The sequence below is a fragment of the Pseudomonas marincola genome, assembly GCF_900682675.2.
Taxonomy (GTDB): Bacteria; Pseudomonadota; Gammaproteobacteria; order Pseudomonadales; family Pseudomonadaceae; genus Aquipseudomonas; species Aquipseudomonas marincola.
In genome coordinates this window covers 3569431-3593324 of the sequence record NZ_LR215729.2, presented here as the reverse complement: position 1 = coordinate 3593324, position 23894 = coordinate 3569431, and the positions used below count along the sequence as shown (strand labels likewise).

Sequence of the window (23894 nt, the reverse complement as noted above, 5' to 3'; positions counted from 1 at the left end):
ATGAGCGAGCGCCCTGATCCGGACGAGCAGCAACTGCCGCCGCTGCGTCAGGACTTGCGGCTGATCCAAGGCAGCGCCAGTGGCGCCGCACAAGCTGGCTACTGGAAGATCCACGACCCGCTGGCGCAGCGTTTTTATGAGGTCGAGCAGCTTTACGTAGACATTCTGGCGCACTGGTCTGCTGGCACCGTAGGCCGATTGCGGCAGCGTCTTAAACAGCAACTGGGGCGCGAAGTCAGTGCCAGGCTGATTGGCGACGTTATCGGTTTTCTGCAAAAACATGAATTGGTTCAGGCGGTGCCGGGTGCCACCTACGCCCGTGTGCGTCAGGCCAAGGCGGCGCGGGAACGCTCGCTGCTGAGCAAAGCCTTGCACGGCTATCTGTTTCTCAAGGTGCCGCTGGTGCAGCCAGACCGCTTCCTGCGGCGCACGCTGCCGTGTGTTGAGTTCATGTTCAGCCGCCGTTTCTGGTGGTGCGTCGCGGCGTTGGCGCTGCTGAGTCTGTATCTGGTGTCGCAACAATGGGAGCGGTTTTTAAGCACCTTGCCAGATTTGTTCAGTGTGGCCGGAGTGGCGACGTTTGGCATTAGTCTGGCGCTGGTCAAAGCCTTGCACGAGCTTGGGCATGGCTATACCGCCGCGCGAATGGGCGCGTATGTATCGAGCATGGGCGTCGCGCTGATTGTGATGTTTCCGGTGCTGTACACCGACACCACCGATGCCTGGCGTTTGGCCTCACGGCGTCAGCGGGTGCTGATTGACGCGGCAGGCATGGCCGTCGAATTACTGATTGCGGTTATCGCCACCTTGTTTTGGGTGTTCCTGCCTGACGGCGCACTGCGCCATGTGGCGTTTGTGCTGGCAACAACCGGTTGGGTATTGAGCCTGGCGATTAACCTCAATCCGCTGATGCGCTTCGACGGTTATTACCTGTTCAGCGACTTGATCGGCGTGCCCAACCTGCAAGAGCGCTCGTTTGCCATGGGCCGTTGGTGGTTGCGTGAAGTGTTGTTTGGCTATGGCGATGAGCAACCTGAATTTGCCAGCCCGAGAAAGCGCTACGGGCTCATCGTGTTTGCGTTTGCAACCTGGCTGTATCGCTTCTTCCTGTTCCTCGGCATTGCCTTGCTGGTGTACCACTTCTTCTTCAAGGTGCTGGGCATTTTCATGTTCGCGGTTGAACTCGGCTGGTTCATCGTTCTACCTATCTGGCGGGAGTTGAAAGTCTGGTTTTCACGGCGTCAGGAAGCCACAGCGCGCGGGCGCACCAGTGTGTTGCTCGGGGCGTTGTTGCTGCTCGCTTTTCTGTTGCCCTGGCCGTATATGGTGCGCATTCCGGCCGTACTCACCGCGGCGCAGCAAGTGCCTGCATTTGCCCCGCGCCCCGCGCGCATCGAGCAGGTGCTGGTTGCTGCCGGGCAAACGGTGAGGGCGCAGCAAGTGATCTTGCAGTTGTCGGCGCCGGAGCTTGAACAGCAACTGGAGAACGCTCGCAAACGCGAACAACTACTGGTCTCGCGCCTCGACCGCGGGGTGTCGGATTCGCGGGATTTGTCGGAGAGTTTGGTGCTTGGCCGCGAGTTGCGTCTGGAGCGTGACCGGATTCTGGGTTTTGAGCGCGAACGGGCGCGATTAGTGGTGCGTGCGCCAATTGATGGCGTGGTGATGGAGCTGACGCCCGAGCTTCATGCCGGGCGCTGGGTCGATGCCACCACACAGTTGGTGCTTATTGCCCAGCCGCAGCAGTTGGAAGTGCGCGGCTATCTCGACAGCGAAGATCTGGCCCGTGTGCAGGTGGGTGAGCAGGGCCAGTTCATTGATGAGCAATTTCGCGATCCGCCGTTGGCTGTTCAGGTCAAGCGCATTGCCGCTGCTGCGTCCGACACGCTGGACAACTGGCTGCTGGCCTCAACCCATGGCGGCACCGTGGCGGCGCGCGCGGACCGCAATGCACCGCGTTCCGAATACGCGGTGTTCGAAGTGGCGGCGCAGGTCAGCCAGTTGCCGGCCACGGCACCGCTGACTGAAGTGCGTGGCGAGATTCAGTTGCGTGGCGATTGGCAGAGCCTGGCGCTGCGCATGTTCAGCCGTGTCATGCGGGTATTGATACGCGAGAGCGCGGCGTAATGCCGACACCGCCGTGCAATGGCGGGACACCGAACATTCAGGGATAACAGCATGTTCAAAGGCACTCGTAACTCAGCATCAGACAGCGCCGCGCCGAGCCGTAAATCGGCAATCGCGGCATCCTTGCAAATGCGTGCGCTGGAGCCGCGTGTGTTGCTCGATGCTGCCGCCGTAACGGTCGCCACCACTGTCAGTGAGCAGTCTGCACCTGCCGCCGCCGAGCCTGCCCAAGATGCCAATCATGAGTTGATGGCCGCGCTGGAGGCCAATCCTGCTGTCAGTATTCCGGGCCCGACCGAACAGCGCAGTACCACGCACCCGGCTGATCCCGCGGCGCACGCCAGCAGTGAGCCGCAGCCCGTTACCGATACGCAGGCCGAGGTCGCATCGGCTCAGTCGGGCGCCGACTCGGGCATTCAGGTTTATTTTGTCGACAGCGCTGTTGCCGACTCACAGGCACTGATTGAGTCGTTTGGCCCGGACGCCGAAGTGCACGTGTTGCAGGCTGGCCAAGACGGTGTTGAACAGATCGCTCAAACGCTGGCCGGGCGCAGCGATATAAGTGCGATCCATGTGTTCAGCCACAGTACGGCGGGGCAGTTGCAATTGGGCAGTGCCAGCTTGAATGCCGCGAGCATGCAGGCTGAATACAGCGATGAGCTGGCCAGCATCGGCCTGAGTCTGAGCGCAGAGGGCGATATTTTACTCTATGGCTGCGACTTTGCCGCCGGCCCGGCTGGCGAGCAGTCTGTCGCGCTGCTGGCGGCACTGACTGGCGCGGATGTCGCCGCTTCGATTGATGACACCGGGGCCGCGCGGTGGGGTGGTGACTGGCAGCTTGAATACGCCACCGGCAGCATCGAAGCCCTCGCGATCAGCGCGGTCGACTGGGACCATTTGCTGGCGCCGCCTGAGCTTGATCTGAATGGCGCCGGCGCTGGGGTCGATGTTACCGCCAGCAACACCGAGGGCAGTTTTGTGCTGATTGCCCCGGTCGCTACCTTGACCGATGTCGACGGCGGGTTGATGTCCAGTGCCACGTTCAGCATCACCAATGGCCAGGCCGGCGATGTGCTGTTTTTCAGCGGCGCGATCAACGATGGCCTGAGTTTTCACTACGATGCCGCCAGCTTCACCATGACCCTGACCGGGGACCAAAGCGTTGCGGCGTATCAGACTGCAATTCAGTCCCTGGCGTTTATTTCCAACTCGCAAACGCCCGCAACCCTTGACCGGCTGATCAGCGTTGCCGTTACCGATGACACGGGTGCGACCTCAGCGGCGCGTACCGCCACCGTCACCGTAACGGCGGTAAACGATGTGCCGGTGATCGACTTAAACTCGGACACGGTGAGCACCGAGCTGATCACCAACGGCACGCTTGATAGCAATATTGCCGGCTGGAATCGGGGTGGCAATGCCGGCGCCTACGATGCCACGCGTCAGCGCTATAACTTCCGCGAAAATAACGTCACCGGTTTCCTGGAGCAGACCGGGATCAGTGGCTGGAGTGTCGGTGACAGCCCCTCGGGGGCGGCGACGCTGACGCTGGATTTAAGCTGGAACAACTCGGGCGGTGTACCGGGCGATACATCGGTACCGGCAACGCTGGAAATCTCCATTGGTGGCGTGGTCTATGCGCGCGCGATTACGGCAGTTAACAATGGCTCGGTCGCCACCATCGAATACCTTAACGGCGCCACCGGTTCACCGGCGACCCTCGACGCACTGGTTAACAATGCCGTGCGTATCCAGTTGCCCGGCACGGTTGCCGACACCGGCACGCTGCGGTTCTTTTTCTCGGCAACGGGTGGCAGCGCCGATGATTTTCAGGTCGATAACATCAGCGTGCTGTCGCGGGCCAACTCCTATTCCGCGACCTTTACCGAGAATGGCAGCCCGGTCGCGGTAACGGCTCCCACGGCCAGCATCGTCGACGCCGACAGCGCCGATCTCAGCGCGGCGACCATTGTGTTGACCAATGCTCAAGCTGGTGATGCGCTGAATCTTGGCACGTTGCCGGCGGGCATCACTGCAACCGTCGATACCTCCATTGCCGGGCAAATTGTCATCAATCTCAGCGGCATTGCCAGCACGGCCGACTATGCAACAGCGCTGCGCGGTATCACCTTTGCCAACAGCAGCGATGCACCCAGCACGGTCAGTCGCACCATCGAGTTCAGCGTAAACGATGGCAGCGTCAACTCGGCAGTCGTCACCAGCACCATCGCGGTGGTGGCTGTAAACGATGCGCCGGTCAATACCTTGCCTGCCAGTTATTCAGTGACCGATGGCAGCAGTTTGCTGCTGACCGGTTTGTCGGTTGCAGATCTCGATGCAGGTGATGCCAACAGCTTTAACGTTCGCCTGACTGTTACCGGTGGCACGCTCAGCGTGACCAGCGGGGGTGGCGTCAGTCTGGCGGGGAATAACAGTGCTTCGGTGCTGCTTACCGGCACATTGGCCAGTATCAATGCCAAGCTGGCTGGCGGGGTGACCTTCAATGCGCCGACCGTTTTCGAAGGCCCGGTGCAGCTGACCATGCTCAGCAATGATGCAGCAAATACCGGCACTGACGGTGAGTTAACAGACAGCGACACGTTGCTGATCCTGATCAATGACCCGCCGGAAGTTGACCTTAACTCGGGCAACACGCCGACCGAGCAGATCAGCAATGGTAATTTGCAGTCGGGCCGGAACAATAACTTCAACGGCTGGCAAACTCAGGGCGCGATTTCAGAAACCAGCGGTGGCGGTCAGAGTCGCGGCATACGCTTCGACGGTGATGCAACGCTTACCCAAGGCGCGATCAATGGTTGGAGTTCGGGCGACGCGCCCAGCGGTGCAGCGGTGTTGTCTCTCGACTTGGCGTGGGCAGATAACGGGGGCGAGGCGGTCATCTTTGATGTGTCCGTGGGCGGTGTGGTTTACGCACGGCTGACCACCGTTCCGGGTGGCGTGGGTACGTTGCAATATCTCAATGGTGCTACGGGTTCGCCGGACACTCTGGCGCCGGGCGTGTCTGGCACGTGGGGCGTGGCAACCATACAGATCAATCTCCCGGGCGATGTGGCAGCCAAGGGCGATCTGGTCCTGAGCATGACGCCCACAGGAGCCAGCGTAACGACTGTAAGGGTGGATAACATCAGCCTGCTGTCGACCAGTTCGGCAGTGGCCAACGACGCTACCGCCGGCGTCGATTTCAGCACCGTTTACACCGAGAATGGTCCTGCCGTTTCGATTGCCGATACGGACAGCACGGTGCGCGATCTCAGTGATCAGAACATCGAGTCGGCGCGTATTGTGCTGACCAACGCGCAAGCGGGTGATGCGCTCAATGTCGGCGCATTGCCAGCGGGTATCAGCGCGGTGGTTGATACGTCGGTGTCCGGCGTCATCACGATTACCCTCAGCGGCACAGCCAGCAAGGCGGATTACAACGCGGCGATTCAGGGTATTACCTTCTCTGCGGCCGGGGATGATCCCCTCACGGTCAACCGGACCGTGCAAGTGAGCATCAACGACGGAGATCTGGACTCCGCCATCGCCACGACCACCATCAGTGTGGCGCCCACCAACGATGCGCCGGTGCTGGCCGATACGCCATTGGTCATCACTCAGGTGGAAGATGCCGGGCCACCTTCCGGTGCTGCGGGCACGCTGGTATCCAGCCTGGTTGGCGGCATCACAGATGTCGACAGCGGCGCGGTCCAAGGCATTGCGATCACCGGGGCGGATACCAGCAATGGCACGTGGTGGTATTCCAACAACAGTTCCAACTGGTTTGCCTTGGGCTCGGTGTCGGATGCCAGCGCGCGCTTGTTGCTGAGCAACACCACGGCGCGGGTGTACTTCCGGCCGAACACGGACTTTAACGGCGACATTACCGCCGGTTTAACCTTCCGCGCCTGGGACACCACCAGTGGCTCTGCAGGCGGCGTTGCCGACACCAGCATCAATGGCGGCAGCAGCGCCTTTTCAACCGCGACCGATGTTGTGCAGGTCACGGTTACGCCGGTTAATGATGCGCCGCTGCTTGATACCGCGCCGGTGCTTACGCTCACGGTCAATGAAGATTCACTTGCACCCGTTGGACCGGTGGGCGCGTTGCTGTCGAGTTTCACCGGCGGCATCAGTGACATCGACACCGGTGCGGTAAAAGGCATCGCGGTCACCGCCAGCGTCGAGACCAATGGCACCTGGTATTACAGCACCAACAACGGCTCGACCTGGGCGCAGATAGGGACTGTGGGTAATAACAGCGCATTGCTGTTGGCCGACAACGGCCAGACGCGACTGTTCTTTGTACCCAAGACCGACTTCACCGGTAATGCCGGCAACTCCGCCCTGAGTTTCCGCGCCTGGGATCAGACCAGCGGCGTCGCGGGCAGTAAGGTGTCGATCTCGCCTAACGGTGGCACCACCGCGTTTTCTACCACCGTGGAAACCATCGCGGTGACGGTCAATCCAGTCAACGATGCGCCGGTGCTTAATCCGGCTGCCAACCTGACGATGCCGACCCTCAATGAGGACCTTAATCAGAATCAGCCAACGCCTGCGCCAAGTGGAGCAATGGGGCAGACCATCGCCGGGTTGATGAGCGGTGTGTCGGACATCGACAACAACAACTCAAATGGGCTGGCCATTATTGGCACTAACTCAAGTAACGGCACCTGGTATTACAGCCTCAATAACGGCGCCAGTTGGCAGGTAGTCGGTGCGGTTTCCGAGGCCAGTGCGCTGTTGATACAAGCGGGGGCTGGCGCCTCATCTGGGCGGGTGTTTTTCCGGCCTAATGCCGACTTCAACGGCAGCGTGTTGGATGGCCTCACCGTGCGGGCCTGGGATCTGAGCAGCGGCGTGGCGGGCGATAAAGCAGACACGCGCAACAACGGCGGAACCACGGCCTTCTCCATTGCCACCGACACGGTGGCGATCACCGTTAATCCGATTGCCGATATTGTTGCCAACACCGCGACCACCGCTGAAGACACGCCGGTGGTGATTGCGGTGCTGGCGAACGACACATTCGAAGACCCGACGCGTTTTATCAGTGCGGTAGACGGTCAGGCCATCAGCGCGGGCGGTGCGGCGGTGGCCGTGACCAACGGCAGTGTCGTGCTCAACGCTGACCAGACTCTCACATTTACCCCCGCAGCCGATTTCAACGGCACGGTGGACTTCAGTTACACCGTCACCTCAGGTGGTGGTGTAACTGAAACCGCTAACGTGCGGGTGACCATTTCGCCCGTGGCAGATGCGCCGAGTATCGACTTGGATACTGGTGCGGCGGGCACCGGATCGCTGGTCAATCACCGTGAATTACCGGTGCAGCTCGGCGAAGCCATATCGGTGACGGACCCGGAAGGAAACAATCTGGTTTCGATGACCGTGACGTTATCCAATCCCACCACGGCAGACACGCTGGCGCTTTATGGGTTGGTGCCGTCTGGTATTTCCGTCACCTATAACCCGACCACCGGCGTGCTGTCGCTCACCGGCAACAGTTCGTTGGCCAATTATCAACAGGCACTCAGGCAGATCTGGTTCTCAACCACCTCCAGCGATACAGCAGACCGCACCATCACGGTGTCTGCGGTATCGGCGACAGCGCCGACGGCATCCAACGTGGCCACCGCGGTGATTCGCATGGTCGACACCGATGGCGATGGCGTCGCCGATGTTGCCGATATTGATGACGACAACGACGGCATTCTCGACATCGTCGAGTCGCCGCAACTGAGCGCATTTGGCCCCGGCATGAACTACATCGGCCCCTCATTCTGGGACAGCAATACCGCCGTAATTGTGGGTGGTTCAGTTGGTACTGGCACGCTTGGTGAGGTGTTTGACGGCGTCAATGACACCCCGGTGTTCCGCGCTGATCCGGCCAATGGCATCAATTTTCCCGGTTACACCGTACTCACCACGCCAGTTGAGTTGGGCGTGGCGGCCCCGGCAGGGGCGGGCGGCATTACCGTAGACGGGTTTTACCTGGCCAACGACATTGGCGTTGTGGGCGACGGTTTAAAAACCATCGATGTGAAAATCTTCGATATCGATGGTGCGTTGCTGGCGACTGAAACGCTGGTGGATCTGGATAACAGCGACTCCATCGGTTACCGCGTGTACACCTTCACCTCGGGGTTGACGTACAGCAACGTGGGCGGCTTCAGCGTTGTGGTGCGCGAGGTTTATACCAGTGGCCCGCAGGCCAATCCGAACTTCCAGATTCGTGAACTCGGCCTGACCAACAGCAAGCCCTCAGTCAATTACGTTCCCGACGCCAACGGCAATACCAATGGCGACTACGATGATGACGGTTACCTCAACAGCCTGAATCTGGACAGCGACAAGGATGGCATCACCGACAACGTCGAGGCGCAAACTACCGCCGGTTATATCGCCCCTTCCGGACAGGGCACAGCGATGGTCGATATCGACCGTGACGGCCTCGATGACAACTACGATGCCGACACCACTAATCCAAACGCTGCTGCCAGTGTGGGGCTGACGCCGGTTAATACCGACGCGGGCACCGCCGTGCCGGATGACATTCCCGATTATCTGGATGACGACAGCGATAACGATGGCATCGCGGACATTGTTGAGCGCGGTGATGGCGCGCCTACGTCGCTCACCGACCTGACTGATACCGACGGCGATGGCCTGCTGGATATCTTTGAGGGCTCAGACGTTAACGATGGCTACAACGTTAACGACTTCAACCTCAATGGCACTAGTTTCAACTTCGCGGACAGCGACAGGGACACCGCCGCCAATGGCGCAGGTGCCGTGCCGTTGGTGGCGGATTTTGATTATCGCGACAACCAGAGCACGCCGATTATCGACCTTAACTCGGCCGCCTCGGTTGATGATCCGTCCCGGGATAATGCGGTGGGTTATCTCGCCGCTTCGCCCTCCATTGCCGTCGCCAGCAGCAGCGCCGATGCCAGCGATCTGGGTGACAACGACCTGACTCAATTGACTATCAGCCTGGCCGGCGTGGTGGATGGCAATAACGAGATCATCAGCGTGGCAGGTGTCGACTTCGCGCTGGGCACCGACAGCAGCCAGCAGGTCACGATTGGCGGCAGTACCTTTGATGTCAGCTACAGCCTGGCGCTGGGATTTGTGATCAGCGGCAACGGCGGGGCTATCATGCCGCAGGCCAGTGTCGATGCGCTGGTGCGCAGCATTCGCTATCGCAATACCCTGACCGCTGCCACCGATGGCGTGCGCGCACTGAGCTTTATCCTCACTGATAACACTGGCGCCAGTTCGGCAGTCGCCGTTGCACGCGTTACCGTGACCCCGAGCAATACCCCGCCGGTGGCGGTTGACGACAGTGCGACGGTGGTTGAAGACACGCCGCTGAGCGGCAATGTTCTCGGCAACGACACCGACGCGGATGGTGATACGCTCAGCGTGGTCAGTTTCGTTATCGCCGGAGATTCCACGGTTTATAACGCCGGTGACAGCGCGGTGATTGCCAATGTCGGCAGCCTGACCCTGAACGCCAATGGCGCGTATACCTTTACCCCGGCCGCGGACTACAACGGGCCGGTGCCGGTGGCGACTTACACCATCACCGACGGCAATGCCAGGGCCAGCGCAGACCTGATTCTCGGCCCGGTTTCCCCGGTCAATGATGCGCCACTGGCGGTCGATGACAACTACAGCATGAGTGAAGACGCCAGCGCTCTGGTGCTGGATTTGTTGGCGAACGACACCGATGTCGATGGCGACAGCCTGAGTCTGGTGTCGATAAATGGTGTCGCGCTGACCGGCGCGGACCAGATCATCGCGGTGCCCAATGGCACGGTTAACATTGTGGCGGGAGTGATCAGCTTTACCCCGGATGCCAACTTCAATGGCTCGCTGAGTTTTGCCTACGAAATGACCGATGGCAGCGGCCTAATCGCCACGGCCAACGTCAACATTGTGGTGACTCCGGTGAATGATGCGCCGTTGGCCACGAATGATGTCTACAGCATGGCTGAAGATGGCGCGCCGCTGGCGCTCGATTTGTTGGCCAACGACACCGATATTGACGGCGACAGTTTGAGTATCGTCTCGATCAATGGCGTGTCGCTCAGCGGTGGCGCACAAAGCATTGCCGTGCCCAACGGCACGGTTAACGTGGCCGCCGATGGCAGCCTGAGTTTTGTGCCGAGCGCAGATTACAACGGCCCCGTGAATTTCGATTACGTGATGCAAGACCCCAGCGGGGCGACAGCCAGCGGTACGGTCAGCATCACGGTTACGCCGGTGGCGGATATCGTCGCCGATAGTTTGTCTACCAACGAAGACACACCGCTCAATTTCAACGTGCTCACCGGAGCGGGCGGGGCCAGCGCCGACACCTTCGAAAACACCGGCGCGCAGGTCACCTCCATCACCCAGCCGGCCAATGGCGTGGTTACGTTCAGCGCTAACGGCGACATGACATTCACCCCGGCTGCCAACTTCAACGGCAGCACCACGTTCACCTACACCGTCACCTCGGGCGGCGTGACGGAAACCACCACGGTCACCATCATTGTTACCCCGGTCAACGATGCGCCAACCGTCACCCAGCCTGCCGCCTACGCAACGGTTGAAGATGTGCCGGTTATCCTTAACGCTATTGTGCTCAGCGACGTTGATGCCGGCAGTAGCACTATAACGCTGACCCTCAGCGTGCCGGCCACTGGCGGCACGTTACTGGCGGTGGCGGGCGGTGGCGTTAGCGTTAGCGGTTCCGGTACTCGCACGCTGGTGCTGAGCGGCTCTCTGGCGGACCTTAACGCGTATCTGGCAAGCGCTGCGGCACCGAGTTTTGTGCCGGTGGCCGACTACAACGGCAGCACCACGCTGACCCTCAATGTTTCAGATGGCACGCTGAATACGACCAGCAGCGCGAGCATCGCCATCAGTGCTGTCGCCGACATTGTGGCGGATACGCTGAGCACCAATGAAGACACGCCGATCACCTTCAACGTGCTCACGGGCGTGGGCGGCGGCAATGCCGATAGCTTTGAAAACGCGGCTGCACAGGTGGTTGCGATCACTCAGCCGCCGGCCGGACAGGGCTCGGTCACATTCAATGCCAATGGCCAGATGACCTACACCCCGGCGGCGAACTTCAATGGCGTCACCAGTTTCAGTTACACCGTCAGGTCGGGCGGCGTAACTGAAACCACCACGGTGACCGTTAACGTGATCGCACAGCCGGACGAAGTGGTCATCAGTGGCTTGGGCGATGGCGCCGTAAACGGTACCGATGGCAGCGTATTTGAGCGTGCAATACCGGGCGGCACGGCGCCGGATGGAGCGGCCAGTTCACTCAGTGGCGCCTTCAATATGGGGCCTGCGGATAATCTGGTGAGCTTCACGCTGGGCGCTTCGGGGCCGTTCACGCTTGCCCAATTGCAAGCCTCAAACAGCACGCCAATCAACGTTAACGGCGCTTACGGCTCATTGCAGATTAACGGTTATGACAGCACCACAGGCGAGGTCAGCTACACCTACACCTTGCTGGTGGCGGCGGACCACAGTGGCGGTGCGGTGACAGACAGCTTTGTGCTTGGCATCACCGATCTGGACGGAGACACCCAGGCCAATGCGGGCTCGCTGGCAGTGGCGATCATTGACGATGCACCGATCGCCCGTGCCGACACCGACGACGTTCTGAATATTGCCGGCCAGCCCAGCAGTATCGCCGATGGCAACGTGTTCACTGGTGTTGGCGGTATTGATCCGGATATAAGCGACGGTGTGGCCGACCTGACTGGTGCTGACGGCCCCGGCTCGACGCAACTCAGTGGCGTGGTGGCGGGTACCGGTACGCCGGTTCCCGGCAATCTCGGTACAGCCGTAGCGGGAACATACGGCAGCCTGACCCTCAACGCCGACGGCAGTTACACCTACACGCCCGATTACGCCAATGCCACAGTGGCCGCCCTGGTCGCCGGGCAATCGGTCAGTGATGTATTCAGCTATTCAATCACCGATGGTGACGGCAATACGGCGACCACCACGTTAACCCTCAATATCGTTGGCACGCCGACTTTGCTGGGTACGGATGGCGGCAGCGTACTGGAGTCCGACCTGTCGTTTGGCAGCAATCCCGCAGGTGTCGGCGAGGTGTTCAGCGGCAGCTTTATCATCGCCAGTGGGCAATTCGCACTGGAAACTCTGGTTGTTGATGGCAACGCATTCAGCGTCAGTGATCTCAACGGTTTCAACACCAGCGAGTCCAGCCCGATTGCGACCACCCACGGCCAGTTAGTGATCACCGGCTACGACGCCGCCACGGGCACCGTCAGTTATCGTTTTACCTTGCTCGCAGCCGCCAATCACAGCGCCGGCCCTGTCAGTGACAGTCTGGTATTGAGCGTGGTCGACATCGTTGGTAACAGTTCGGCCAGCAATCCGAAACTGTTGAGCATTGAGATCGTCGACGATGTGCCGGTGCTGAGCAATGATGCCGCGAGCATCACTGAAAATGCGGCGAATGCCAGTGTCAGCGGTTCGGTGGTCACTAATGATGCGCTTGGCGCCGATCTTCCGGCCCCGGTGACTGGCGTGGTGGTGGGCGGCAGCGCGGCGCCGAGTGTTGTGGGCGAGGCGCTGACCGGCAGTTATGGCCAGCTGACGCTGAACAGCGACGGCAGTTACAGCTATGTACTGGATAACGCCAATGCCAGCGTCAATGCCCTGCAAGCGGGGCAAAGTCTGGTGGACCTGTTCACTTATCAGATTACCGATCACGATGGCGACGTCAGCTCGGCGCAGCTGCGCATCACCATCAACGGCGCCAACGATACGCCCGTTGCCGTCGATGACAACTACATCATGGCCGAGGATGGCCAGGCATTGGCACTTGATCTGACGGGCAATGACAGCGATGTCGACGGCGATGTGCTGCGCGTCCAGTCCATTAACGGTGTGATGTTGCTCGGGGGCGCGCAGGCGATCAGCGTGCCCAATGGCGTGGTTAACGTGGCCGCCGATGGCAGCCTGAGCTTCACCCCGACAGCCGACTTCAACGGCGCCGTCAGCTTTGCCTACGTGATGCAAGACCCGAGCGGCGCGACCTCCAGCGCCACGGTGAACATTACAGTGACGCCGGTGGTGGATGTCGTCGCCGATACACTGACCACCAATGAAGACACCGCGATCAGTTTCAATGTGCTCAACGGAACTGGTGGCGCTGATGCGGACAACTTTGAAAATACCGGCGCGCAGGTCACGGCGATTACCCAGCCACCGTTGGGCGAAGGCACGGTGACGTTCACCGCCAACGGCGACATGGTTTATACACCGGCAGCCAACTTTAACGGCGTCACCAGTTTCACCTACACCGTCACCTCGGGCGGCGTGACGGAAACCACCACGGTCACGATCAACGTCACTGCGGTGCCTGACGAAATTACCGTCAGCGGCCTGGGCGATGGCGCAGTCGCTGGCACCGATGGCACGGTGCTCGAAAGTGGTTTGGCTGACGGCACCGCGCCGGGCATCGGAAGCAACCTGAGCGGCAGTTTCAACCTCGGCCCGGCGTCTAACCTGCAGAGCTTTACTCTGGGCAACTCAGACCCGCTGACGCTGGCGCAATTGCAGGCCAGCGCCACGACGCCAATCAGCATTGCCGGCAGCAACGGCACGCTGGTAATAATGGGTTACGACAACACAGCGGGCGTTGTCACTTATACCTACACCCTCACCCGCGCCGCCGATCACAGTGCGGGAGCGGTGAACGACAGCTTTGTTCTCAGCGTCACCAACATCGATGGCGATGTGACCAGCAATGCGGGCACGCTGGCGTTGGCAATTGTGGATGATGCGCCAATCGCCCGGCCCGATACGGATGATGTACTGAATATTCCAAACCAGCCGAGCAGCGTGGCTGACGGTAATGTGTTCAGCGGCGTTGGCGGCACAGACCCCGACACCAGCGACGGCGTTGCCGACATGACCGGCGCCGACAGCGTGGCGGCCGGTGCCGTGGTCAGTGGTGTGATTGCCGGAACCGGAACGCCGGACGCGGCCAATCTCGACAGTGCGCTTGCCGGTGCTTACGGCAGCCTCACCCTCAATGCAGACGGCAGCTACACCTACACCCCCGATTACAATGATCCGGTTGTCGCAGCGCTTACCGGCGGGCAGTCGCTGACAGACACCTTCACTTATCAGATCATCGACAGCGACGGCAGCAGTGCCGTCACCACGCTGACCCTGAACATTTATGGCACACCAACACTGGTCGGCACCGACGGCGGTACTGTGCTGGAGTCCGATCTGGCCAGCGGCAGTAACGCTGCGGGCAGTGCTGAAATCTACAATGGCAGCTTCGAGGTGGTGCCTTCGCCGGGCTTTTTCGTGGCATCGCTGACTGTCGGCGGCACCACCTTCAGCCGTGCTCAACTCTTGGCTTTCAGCGACACCAATCCGTCAGCTGCCATTACCACCGCACATGGCCAACTGCTACTGACCGGCGCTGACAGCGTCACTGGTATTGTGAACTATCGCTTCACTCTGCTGACGGCCGCCGATCACAGCGGTGGCCGCGTATTTGACCAACTGGCCTTGAGCCTGACCGACAGCGCCGGTAACGACACCTCGGCGTATCCAAATCAACTCATTATCGAGATCGTCGACGACGCGCCCATCGCCGCCAATGATGCGATCAGCATCAGTGAAGATGCTGCGCCCAATACCATTAATGGCAGCGTGACCGGCAACGACCAACTCGGTGCCGACACCAGCGCCAATCCGGTCACCGGCGTCAGGGCGGGCGGTACCGCGGGCACCGGCAATGTCGCCAGCGCAGCCACTGGCAGTTACGGCGCACTCACCCTCAACGCCGATGGCAGCTACAGCTACGTGTTGGATAACAGCAATGCCAGCGTTGATGCATTGCAGGCCGGCGAATCGCTGGTTGATCTGTTTACCTATCAAGTTACCGATGCCGACGGTGATATCAGCAGCGCGCAATTGCGCATCACCATCAACGGCAGTAACGATGCCCCGGTGGCGGTTGATGATGCATACATCACCGCCGAAGATACGCCGCTGGCATTGGACCTGCTGGCCAACGACAGCGACGTTGAAGGCGATAGCCTGAGCGTGCAGTCGATTAATGGCGTGACGCTGACCGGCGCTGCGCAGAGCATTACGGTCACAAACGGCACCGTGAATGTGGCGGCAGATGGCAGCCTGAGCTTTACCCCCGCCGCCAACTTCAATGGCGTGGTGAACTTCGACTACAGCGTCAGCGATGGCAACGGCGGTGTGGCGACGGCCACGGTCACCATTAACGTGACGCCGTTGAACGACGCACCGGTGGCTGTTGATGATGTTTACACCACCGCCGAAGACACGGCGCTGGCACTCGACCTGCTGCTTAACGACAGCGATGTTGACGGCGACGCCCTGAGCATCAAGTCGATCAATGGCATCGAGTTGACCGGCGTCGCACAGAGCATTGCGGTCACAGGTGGCACCGTTAGCGTGGCGGCCGATGGCAGCCTGAGCTTTATCCCGACGCCGAACTTCAATGGCGCTGTGAGTTTTGCCTATGAGGTGCAAGACAGCCAGGGCGGAGTTGCCAGCGCCAATGTCAGCATCACCGTCACCCCGGTCAATGATCCGCCAGTGGCGGTGAATGATGTTTACAGCACGGCAGAAGACAGCCCGATTGCGCTCAATCTGACCGCCAATGACAGCGATCTGGATGGCGATGCGCTGAGTGTCAGGTCAATCAATGGCGTGTTGCTCAGCGGCGGTGTGCAGCGTATTGCCGTGACTAACGGCAGCGTTGATGTAGCCGCCGATGGCAGTCTGAGTTTCACCCCGACGGGCGACTACAACGGCGCGGTCAGTTTCACCTATGTGCTGCAGGACGCAAGCGGTGCCACGGCCAACGCCAGCGTCAGCATCAGCGTCTCGCCGGTGGTGGACATTGTCGCCGACACGCTGACCACCAATGAAGACACGCCGATTAGCTTCAATGTGCTCACCGGCGCGGGCGGGGCCAGCGCCGACAGCTTTGAAAATCCTGCGGCGCAGGTAACCGCGATCACCCAGCCGCCAGCGGGGCAGGGCAGTGTCAGTTTCACTGCCAATGGCGACATGACCTACACGCCGCCCGCCAACTTCAACGGCGTCACCAGTTTTACCTACACCGTGACCTCGGGCGGCGTGACTGAAACCACCACCGTCACCCTCAATGTCACCTCGGTGCCTGATGATATTACCGTCAGCGGGCTGGGCGACGGCGCGGCCAACGGCACCGATGGCGCCGTGCTGGAAAGCGCTCTGGCCAATGGCACGGCGCCGAGTGCGGCGGGTGTGGTGCTCAATGGCAGTTTCAACATGGGCCCGGCGGCGAACCTGCTCAGCTTCAGTCTGGGCGGTTCCGGGCCAATAACCCTGGTCCAGTTGCAGGCCTCGACAGCAACGCCAATCACCGTGCTCGGCAGTTACGGCGAGCTGGTAATCAATGGCTATAACAGCAGCACTGGCGAGGTGAGTTATGCCTACACCCTGACCGCCGTGGCTGATCACAGTGCGGGCTCGGTGAATGACAGTTTCATCATCGGCGTGACCGACCGCGATGGCGATGTGACAGCCAACGCGGGCACGCTGGCGGTGGAGGTGGTCGATGATGCGCCAATAGCCCGGCCAGATATTGATGACGTGCTCAATACTGCCGGGCAACCGAGTAGTGTGGCCAATGGCAACGTGGTTACCGGCATTGGCGGTGCAGACCCCGACATTACCGACGGTGTCGCTGACAGCATTGGCGCAGACGGCGAGTCGGCGGGCGGTGCGGTAACCGCGCTGGCCAGGACCGGCGATGCGCTGGCAGCGGGCAACGTCGGCCTGGCGTTGGCGGGTAATTACGGCAGCCTGACGTTGAACAGCGACGGCAGTTACAGCTACACGCCGGATTTCGCCAATCTCGATGTGGTGGCGCTGCGAGTGGGTGAATCACTGAGCGACAGTTTCACTTATCAAATCACCGATGCCGATGGCGACAGCGTAACCACCACCCTGACTTTGAATATTTACGGCACGCCAACCCTGGTCGGCACCGACGGCGGCTCTGTGCTTGAATCGGGGCTGGCAACGGGCAGCAATCCGGCAGCGGGTGGTGCTGAATTTGCCGGCAGTTTCATTATCGCCAGCGGCCAATTCCCGGTAGAAAGTCTCACGGTCGACGGCACCACCTTTACCGTGACGCAACTCGCGGGATTCAGCGACGCGGCTCCATCACCTGCAATTGCCACCACGCATGGCGAACTGGTGATCAGCGGTTACGACAGTGCCACCGGCACGGTAAGTTATCGCTTCACCCTGACCTCGGCGGCCGATCACAGTGCGGCGGCCGTGACCGACAGTTTAGTTCTGAGCGTGACGGATTCGGCGGGTAACAGCTCGGCAGCGAACCCTAAATTGCTGTCGATCAATATTGTCGACGACCAGCCGCTGGCGACAGCAGACGCGGCGGCCATCAGCGAAGATGCGGCGCCGGATACGGTTTCAGGTTCGGTGCTCGATAACGACACCGTTGGCGCCGACACCACGCAAACGCCAGTGACGGCCGTCGGGGTTGGCGGCACGCTGGCAGCGCTCAATGTCGGCACCGCAGTGACAGGCAGTTATGGTCAACTGACGTTGAATGCCGATGGCAGCTACGCCTATGTGCTGGACAACGCCAGCCCCAGTGTCGACAGCCTCAAGGCCGGTGAAGTACGGGTGGATTTGTTCACGTATCAAATAACTGACAGCGACGGTGATGTCAGTACCGCACAACTGCGCATCACCATTACCGGCACCAACGATGCACCGGTCGCGGTCGATGACAGCTACACCACCGCTGAAGACACCGCAGTGGCGCTCGACCTGCTGGCCAACGACAGCGACGCCGATGGCGAAACCCTGAGCATCAAGTCGATCAATAACGTTGCGCTGACGCCGGGTGTGGCGCAGAGCATTGTGCTGCCCGGCAATACCGGCACGGTACAGATTGCCGCCGATGGCACGATGAGCTTTATTCCGGCTGCGAACTACAACGGGCCGGTGAGTTTTGTCTACGAGGCGCAGGACCCCAACGGCGCAATCGCCAGTGCCACGGTCACCATCAATGTGACGCCGGTGAATGATCCTCCGGTGGCGGTGAACGACACTTACAGCACGGCCGAAGACACCAGCGTCGTCCTGACTCCATTGCTCAATGACAGTGATGTCGATGGCGATGTGCTCAGCGTGCAATCAATCAATGGCGTGACGCTCACGCCCGGCACGGCGCAAACCATTGTGGTCGATAACGGCACGGTCACGGTGGCCGCCGACGGCAGCCTGAGTTTCACCCCGAATGCGAATTATCACGGGCCGGTGAGTTTCGGCTATGTACTGCAGGATGCGGCCGGGTTAACTGCAAACGCGACGATTTACATCGATGTGACGCCGGTGAATGATTTGCCGGTGGCAGTCAACGACACCTACACCACGGTCGAGGACACCCCGGTTGCGCTGACGCCGCTGCTCAATGACAGCGATGTCGACGGCGATGCGCTGAGCCTGCAGTCGATCAACGGCGTAGCCCTGACGCCCGGAACAGCGCAGAGCATTGCGGTATCCGGCGGCACAGTGAATGTCGCCGCTGATGGCAGGCTGAGCTTCACTCCGGACCCCGATCGCACCGCCGCGGTGAGCTTTGCCTACACGGCAACCGACGGGCAAGGCGGCGTGGCAAACGCGACCATTACCATCAATATTACCCCGGTCAATGATCCGCCGGTGGCAGTGAACGACAGTTACACCACCGCTGAAGACACAGCAGTGGCGCTCGATTTACTGGCCAATGATTCGGATGTCGACAACCTCGCCAGCGAACTGAGCATCAAGTCGATTAACGGCGTCGCCCTCACGCCAGGTGTCGCGCAAAGCATTGTTCTGCCCGGCAACACCGGCACCGTCAATGTGGCCGCCGATGGCTCGCTGAGCTTCGTGCCGGTGGCCAACTACAACGGCAGCGTCAGTTTTGCCTACGTCGTGCAAGACCCGGCTGGGGCAACTGCAACAGCGACGGTGACAATCATCGTGACGCCGGTGAATGATCTGCCGGTGGCGGTCAACGATACCTACAGCATGGCTGAGGATGGCCCGGCGCTGGCGCTGGATCTTTTGGCCAACGACAGCGACGTTGACCCGGATACGCTGCAAGTGCAGTCGATTAATGGCGTAGCCCTTACGCCAGGTGTGGCGCAGAGCATCGCCGTCAGCAATGGCACGGTGAATGTCGCGGCAGATGGTGCGTTGAGCTTTGTGCCCACGGCCGATTACAACGGGCCGGTGAGTTTTGCCTATGAGCTTAGCGACGGCAATGGCGGCACTGCCAGCGCCACCGTGAGCATTACGGTTACGCCAGTGGCAGACAGCGTTGCCGACGTGATCACCACCAATGAAGACACGCCAATCAGCTTCAATGTACTCACGGGCGCGGGCGGTGCCAGCGCCGACAGTTTCGAGAATCCTGGCGCGCAGGTGACTGCGATCACCCAGCCGCCAGCCGGGCAGGGCAGCGTCAGCTTTAGCGCCAACGGCGACATGATCTATACGCCGCCCGCCAACTTCAACGGCGTCACCAATTTCAGTTACACGGTCACGTCCGGCGGCGTAACCGAAACCACCACGGTGACCATTAACGTGACTGCCGTGCCGGACGATGTCACGGTGAGCGGTCTGGGTGATGGTGCGGCGGCCGGCACCGATGGCGCAGTCAAGGAAAGTGCGCTGGCCACGGGCACCGCACCCGATGCCAGCGGGCGCATTCTTGACGGTACTTTCAGTATGGGGCCAGGTGCGAACCTGAGCAGTTTCAGCCTGGGCGGATCCGGCGATATCACGCTGGCGCAATTGCAGGCCTCGGCCACCACGCCGATTACCATTACCGGCAGCAACGGCACCCTGCAAATCAATGGCTACGACAGCGCCAGTGGCGAAGTGCAGTACCGCTACACCTTGCTCAGCACTGCCGCCCACACGGTTGCGCTGGTAACGGACAGCTTCATCCTGAGCCTGACCGACATTGACGGTGATTTCATCTTCAATGCGGGCACGCTGGCTGTACAGATTATTGATGATGCGCCGTTGGCCAGGGCGGATGTTGATGACGTTATCAATATCGACTCCCAGCCCAGCAGCATCGCCTCGGGTAACGTCTTCACCGGTGTTGGCGGAGTCGATCCCGACGCCACCGACGGGGTGGCCGATGTGATTGGCGCCGATGGCTTGGGCGCTGGCAATGCGATTGCCGGCGTTGGTCTGGCGGCCAACAGCCTCAGCGCCGGCAATCTTGGTGCGCCGCTGGCCGGCAGCTATGGCGAGTTGGTCCTCAATGCCGACGGCAGTTACACCTACACGCCTTTCTACACCAACCCGGCAGTGGCGACGCTTACCGCCGGGCAGTCTTTGAGCGACACGTTCACCTATCAGATTGTTGATGCGGACGGCAGTTCGGCGGTAACCACACTGACCGTGTCAATTTACGGCACGCCAACGCTGATCGGCACCGACGGCGGCAGCGTTCTTGAATCTGATCTGGCGACGGGTAGCAATGCGTCGGGAGTGGGCGAGGTGTATGCCGGCAGTTTCTTTGTCGCCAGCCCGCAATCGCCGCTGGCCAGCCTGACGCTGACAGGCAGTAACGGCACAGTGACCTACAGCGCTGCCGAACTGGACGGCTTCAACACCACTGCCTCCGCGCCAATCGACACGGCGCATGGCCAGTTGATCCTGACCGGCTACGATGCGGTGAGCGGTGAAGTGAGTTACAGCTTCACCCTGCTTAGCGCTGCCGATCACAGCGCGGGTGAGGTGTTCGACAGCATTGCGCTGAGCATGATCGACAGCGTCAATAACGACACCTCGGCATTTCCCAAGTTTCTCAGGATCGAGATCGTCGACGATGCGCCGCAGGCGCAGGACGATCAGCAAAGCATCACCGAAGACGCCGCGCCGGGCAGTGTCAGCGGCTCGCTGATCAGCAACGACATCCTTGGTGCAGACACCACTGCAACACCGGTCACGCTGGTAACGGTGGGCGGTAATGCCAGTTTTGTTCCGGTAACGGCGTTGGCGGGCACTTATGGCAACCTGACCCTGAGCGCGGATGGCAGTTACACCTACGTGCTGGATAACAGCAATCCGGTGGTTGATGCATTGCAGGCAGGCGAGAGCCGGGTCGATGTATTCACCTATCAAATCACCGACAGCGACGGCAACGTCAGCAGCGCGCAACTGCGCATTATCATCAGCGGTGCCAATGACGGGCCGGTGGCGGTGGATGACAACTACACCACGCCTGAAGACACCACGATTGCGCTGGATCTGCTGGCCAACGACACCGATGTGGACAACCCGCAAACCAGCCTGACGCTGCAATCAATCAACGGCGTTGTGCTGACGCCGGGCGTGGCGCAAAGCATCGCCATCAGCGACGGCACGACGACTATCGGCAGCGTTAATGTTGCGGCCGACGGCAGCCTGAGTTTCACCCCGGTGGCCAATTACAACGGGCCGGTGAGTTTCGGTTATGTCGTTACCGACGGCGTCGCCACCGCGAGTGCAACGGTGGCCATTATTGTCACGCCGGTTAACGACCCGCCCGTGGCCGTCAACGATGCCTACATCACCAACGAAGATGTGCCCATCGCGCTCACGCCACTGGATAACGACAGTGATCCCGATGGCCAGGTCCTGACGATTCAGTCAATCAACGGCGTAACGCTTACCCCCGGTGTGGCGCAAAGCATTGCCGTGAGTAACGCCGGGCTGAGTGGCGTGATTAACGTGAGCGCCAGCGGCGCGCTAAGTTTTGTGCCCGCCGCCAACGCACACGGCACACTCAACGTGGCTTACGTGATCAGTGATGGCGCGGCCACCGCAACCGCCACGATCAATATTATTGTTAATCCTGTTGTCGACTTGCCCGTCGCCAACAACGATGGCTACAGCACCGCAGAAAATACCCCAGTGACTCTCACGCCGTTGCTCAATGATGTGGATATAGACGGCGGCGTGCTGAGCATTCAGTCAATCAACGGCGTGGTGCTAACGCCAGGCAGTGCGCAAGTTATTCAGCTGACCAGCGCGGCGGGCGTAGTGACCGGCGCGATTAACATCGCCGCCGACGGCAGTCTGAGTTTTATGCCCGCGCCGCAGTTCAACGGCCCGCTGAGTTTCAGCTATGTGATCAGCAATGGCGTGGACACGGCCACCGCGACGATAAGCATTAATGTCACGCCGGTGAATGATCTGCCGGTTGCGCAGGACGATCCGTACACCACGCAGGAAGACACGCCGCTGGTGATTACGCCGCTGCTCAATGACATGGACATTGACGGCGATACGCTGCGGGTGCAGTCGATTAACGGTGTGGCGCTCACGCCCGGTGTGGCGCAGAGCATTGCGGTGCCCAACGGCAGCGTGAGCGTGGCTGCCAACGGCGCTCTGACGTTCATCCCCGCGCCTGATTTCAATGGCGTGACTCGATTCGCTTACGTGGTCAGTGATGACCAAGGCGGCATGGCCGCGGCGGTTATTTCGATTACGGTTGTGGCGGTTAACGATCCGCCGGTTGCCGTGGCCGATGGCCCGATTACAGCCACTGCCAACACGCCGACAACCGGCAATGTGCTGAGCAACGACCGCGACCCGGATGGCGACCCGCTGCGGGTCAGCAGTTTTGCCGTCGATACCAACGGCGATGGCATCGCCGAGCGTTTTAACGTGCCGGATAATGGCGCGACCAGCACGCAACTGACCAGCGCCGATGGCACGTTGATTGGCACCCTGACTCTGGGCGCCGATGGCAGCTTTGTGTTGATTCCGGGGCCAGACTACAACGGCCCTGTGCCTGTGGTCAGTTATACGATTACCGATGGACAGGCCTTCAGCACGAGCACGCTGAGTTTCACTGATCTGCTCAATCAGGACATCGTCCACCTTGAACCGCAAGCGCCGGGATCCAGCTATACTCCCGGGCGGCAGTCACCGGATCGTTCGGATTCACCGGCGTGGTTGAACCCGCCCGCAATTGAGGAGCTGGGGATCGATCAGCTCAATGATCTCAATGGCATTACTACGTTGTCGGGCGATGGTGCTGTGCTGGCAGCGGCCAATGGCGTGTCGTCATTGTTTGGCATCGACGAGCGCAGTCGTGGCAACAACGGTGATCTGGGCCTGTTCGGACACTTGCAGCAGAGCAGCGTGATCCACGGCCGTGATGGCTATGATGCGGCGGCAGAGTCGGCCGCATCCGTGACCTCGCACGACGGCAAAGCCACGGTGCAGATGCACACCCACGGGCCTCGCGCATGGTTGGATGTGATCAACAAACTGGACGCTGAGCAGCAGCGAATTGTGCGCGCCCGTTTCAGTGCTGCCGATGGCGGGGCCTTGCCGGTGTGGGCGCGGGGCGATGGGCTAGGCCATTTGTCGATGGACCGGCCTGCAAACGTGGATGGGATAGCGCTGCAATTGCGCATTGAACGGGAAAGAGGTGTTGTTGATCGTTACATCCTGGACATCAACTTCAATGCGTTCGAGGTGCAAATGCGCCCCATCAGCGGTGCATCCGGGCGCAATGGCGCGGCAGTGGAGGGCGTAGAGGCGCGGCCGTTGGCCTCACTGCCTTTCGCCGAACAACTGACGCAAGCCAGTCGCGGCGAGTCGGCGGCCGATGCGGCTCTTATGCGAGCCCTGCGTTAGCA

At 60.6% G+C, this 23894-nt stretch carries 2 protein-coding genes; both read left to right on the top strand.

The window, feature by feature from the left end; genetic code table 11:
• Positions 1-2127, top strand: coding sequence for a site-2 protease family protein (locus PMYSY11_RS16595; protein ID WP_172970629.1), 2127 nt, complete (start codon positions 1-3; stop codon positions 2125-2127).
• 51 nt (positions 2128-2178) lie between these two features.
• A complete protein-coding gene (locus tag PMYSY11_RS16590) occupies positions 2179-23892 on the top strand; it encodes an Ig-like domain-containing protein (RefSeq protein WP_172970628.1) in 21714 nt (7237 codons plus the stop codon).
• The last annotated feature ends 2 nt before the right edge of the window (positions 23893-23894 follow it).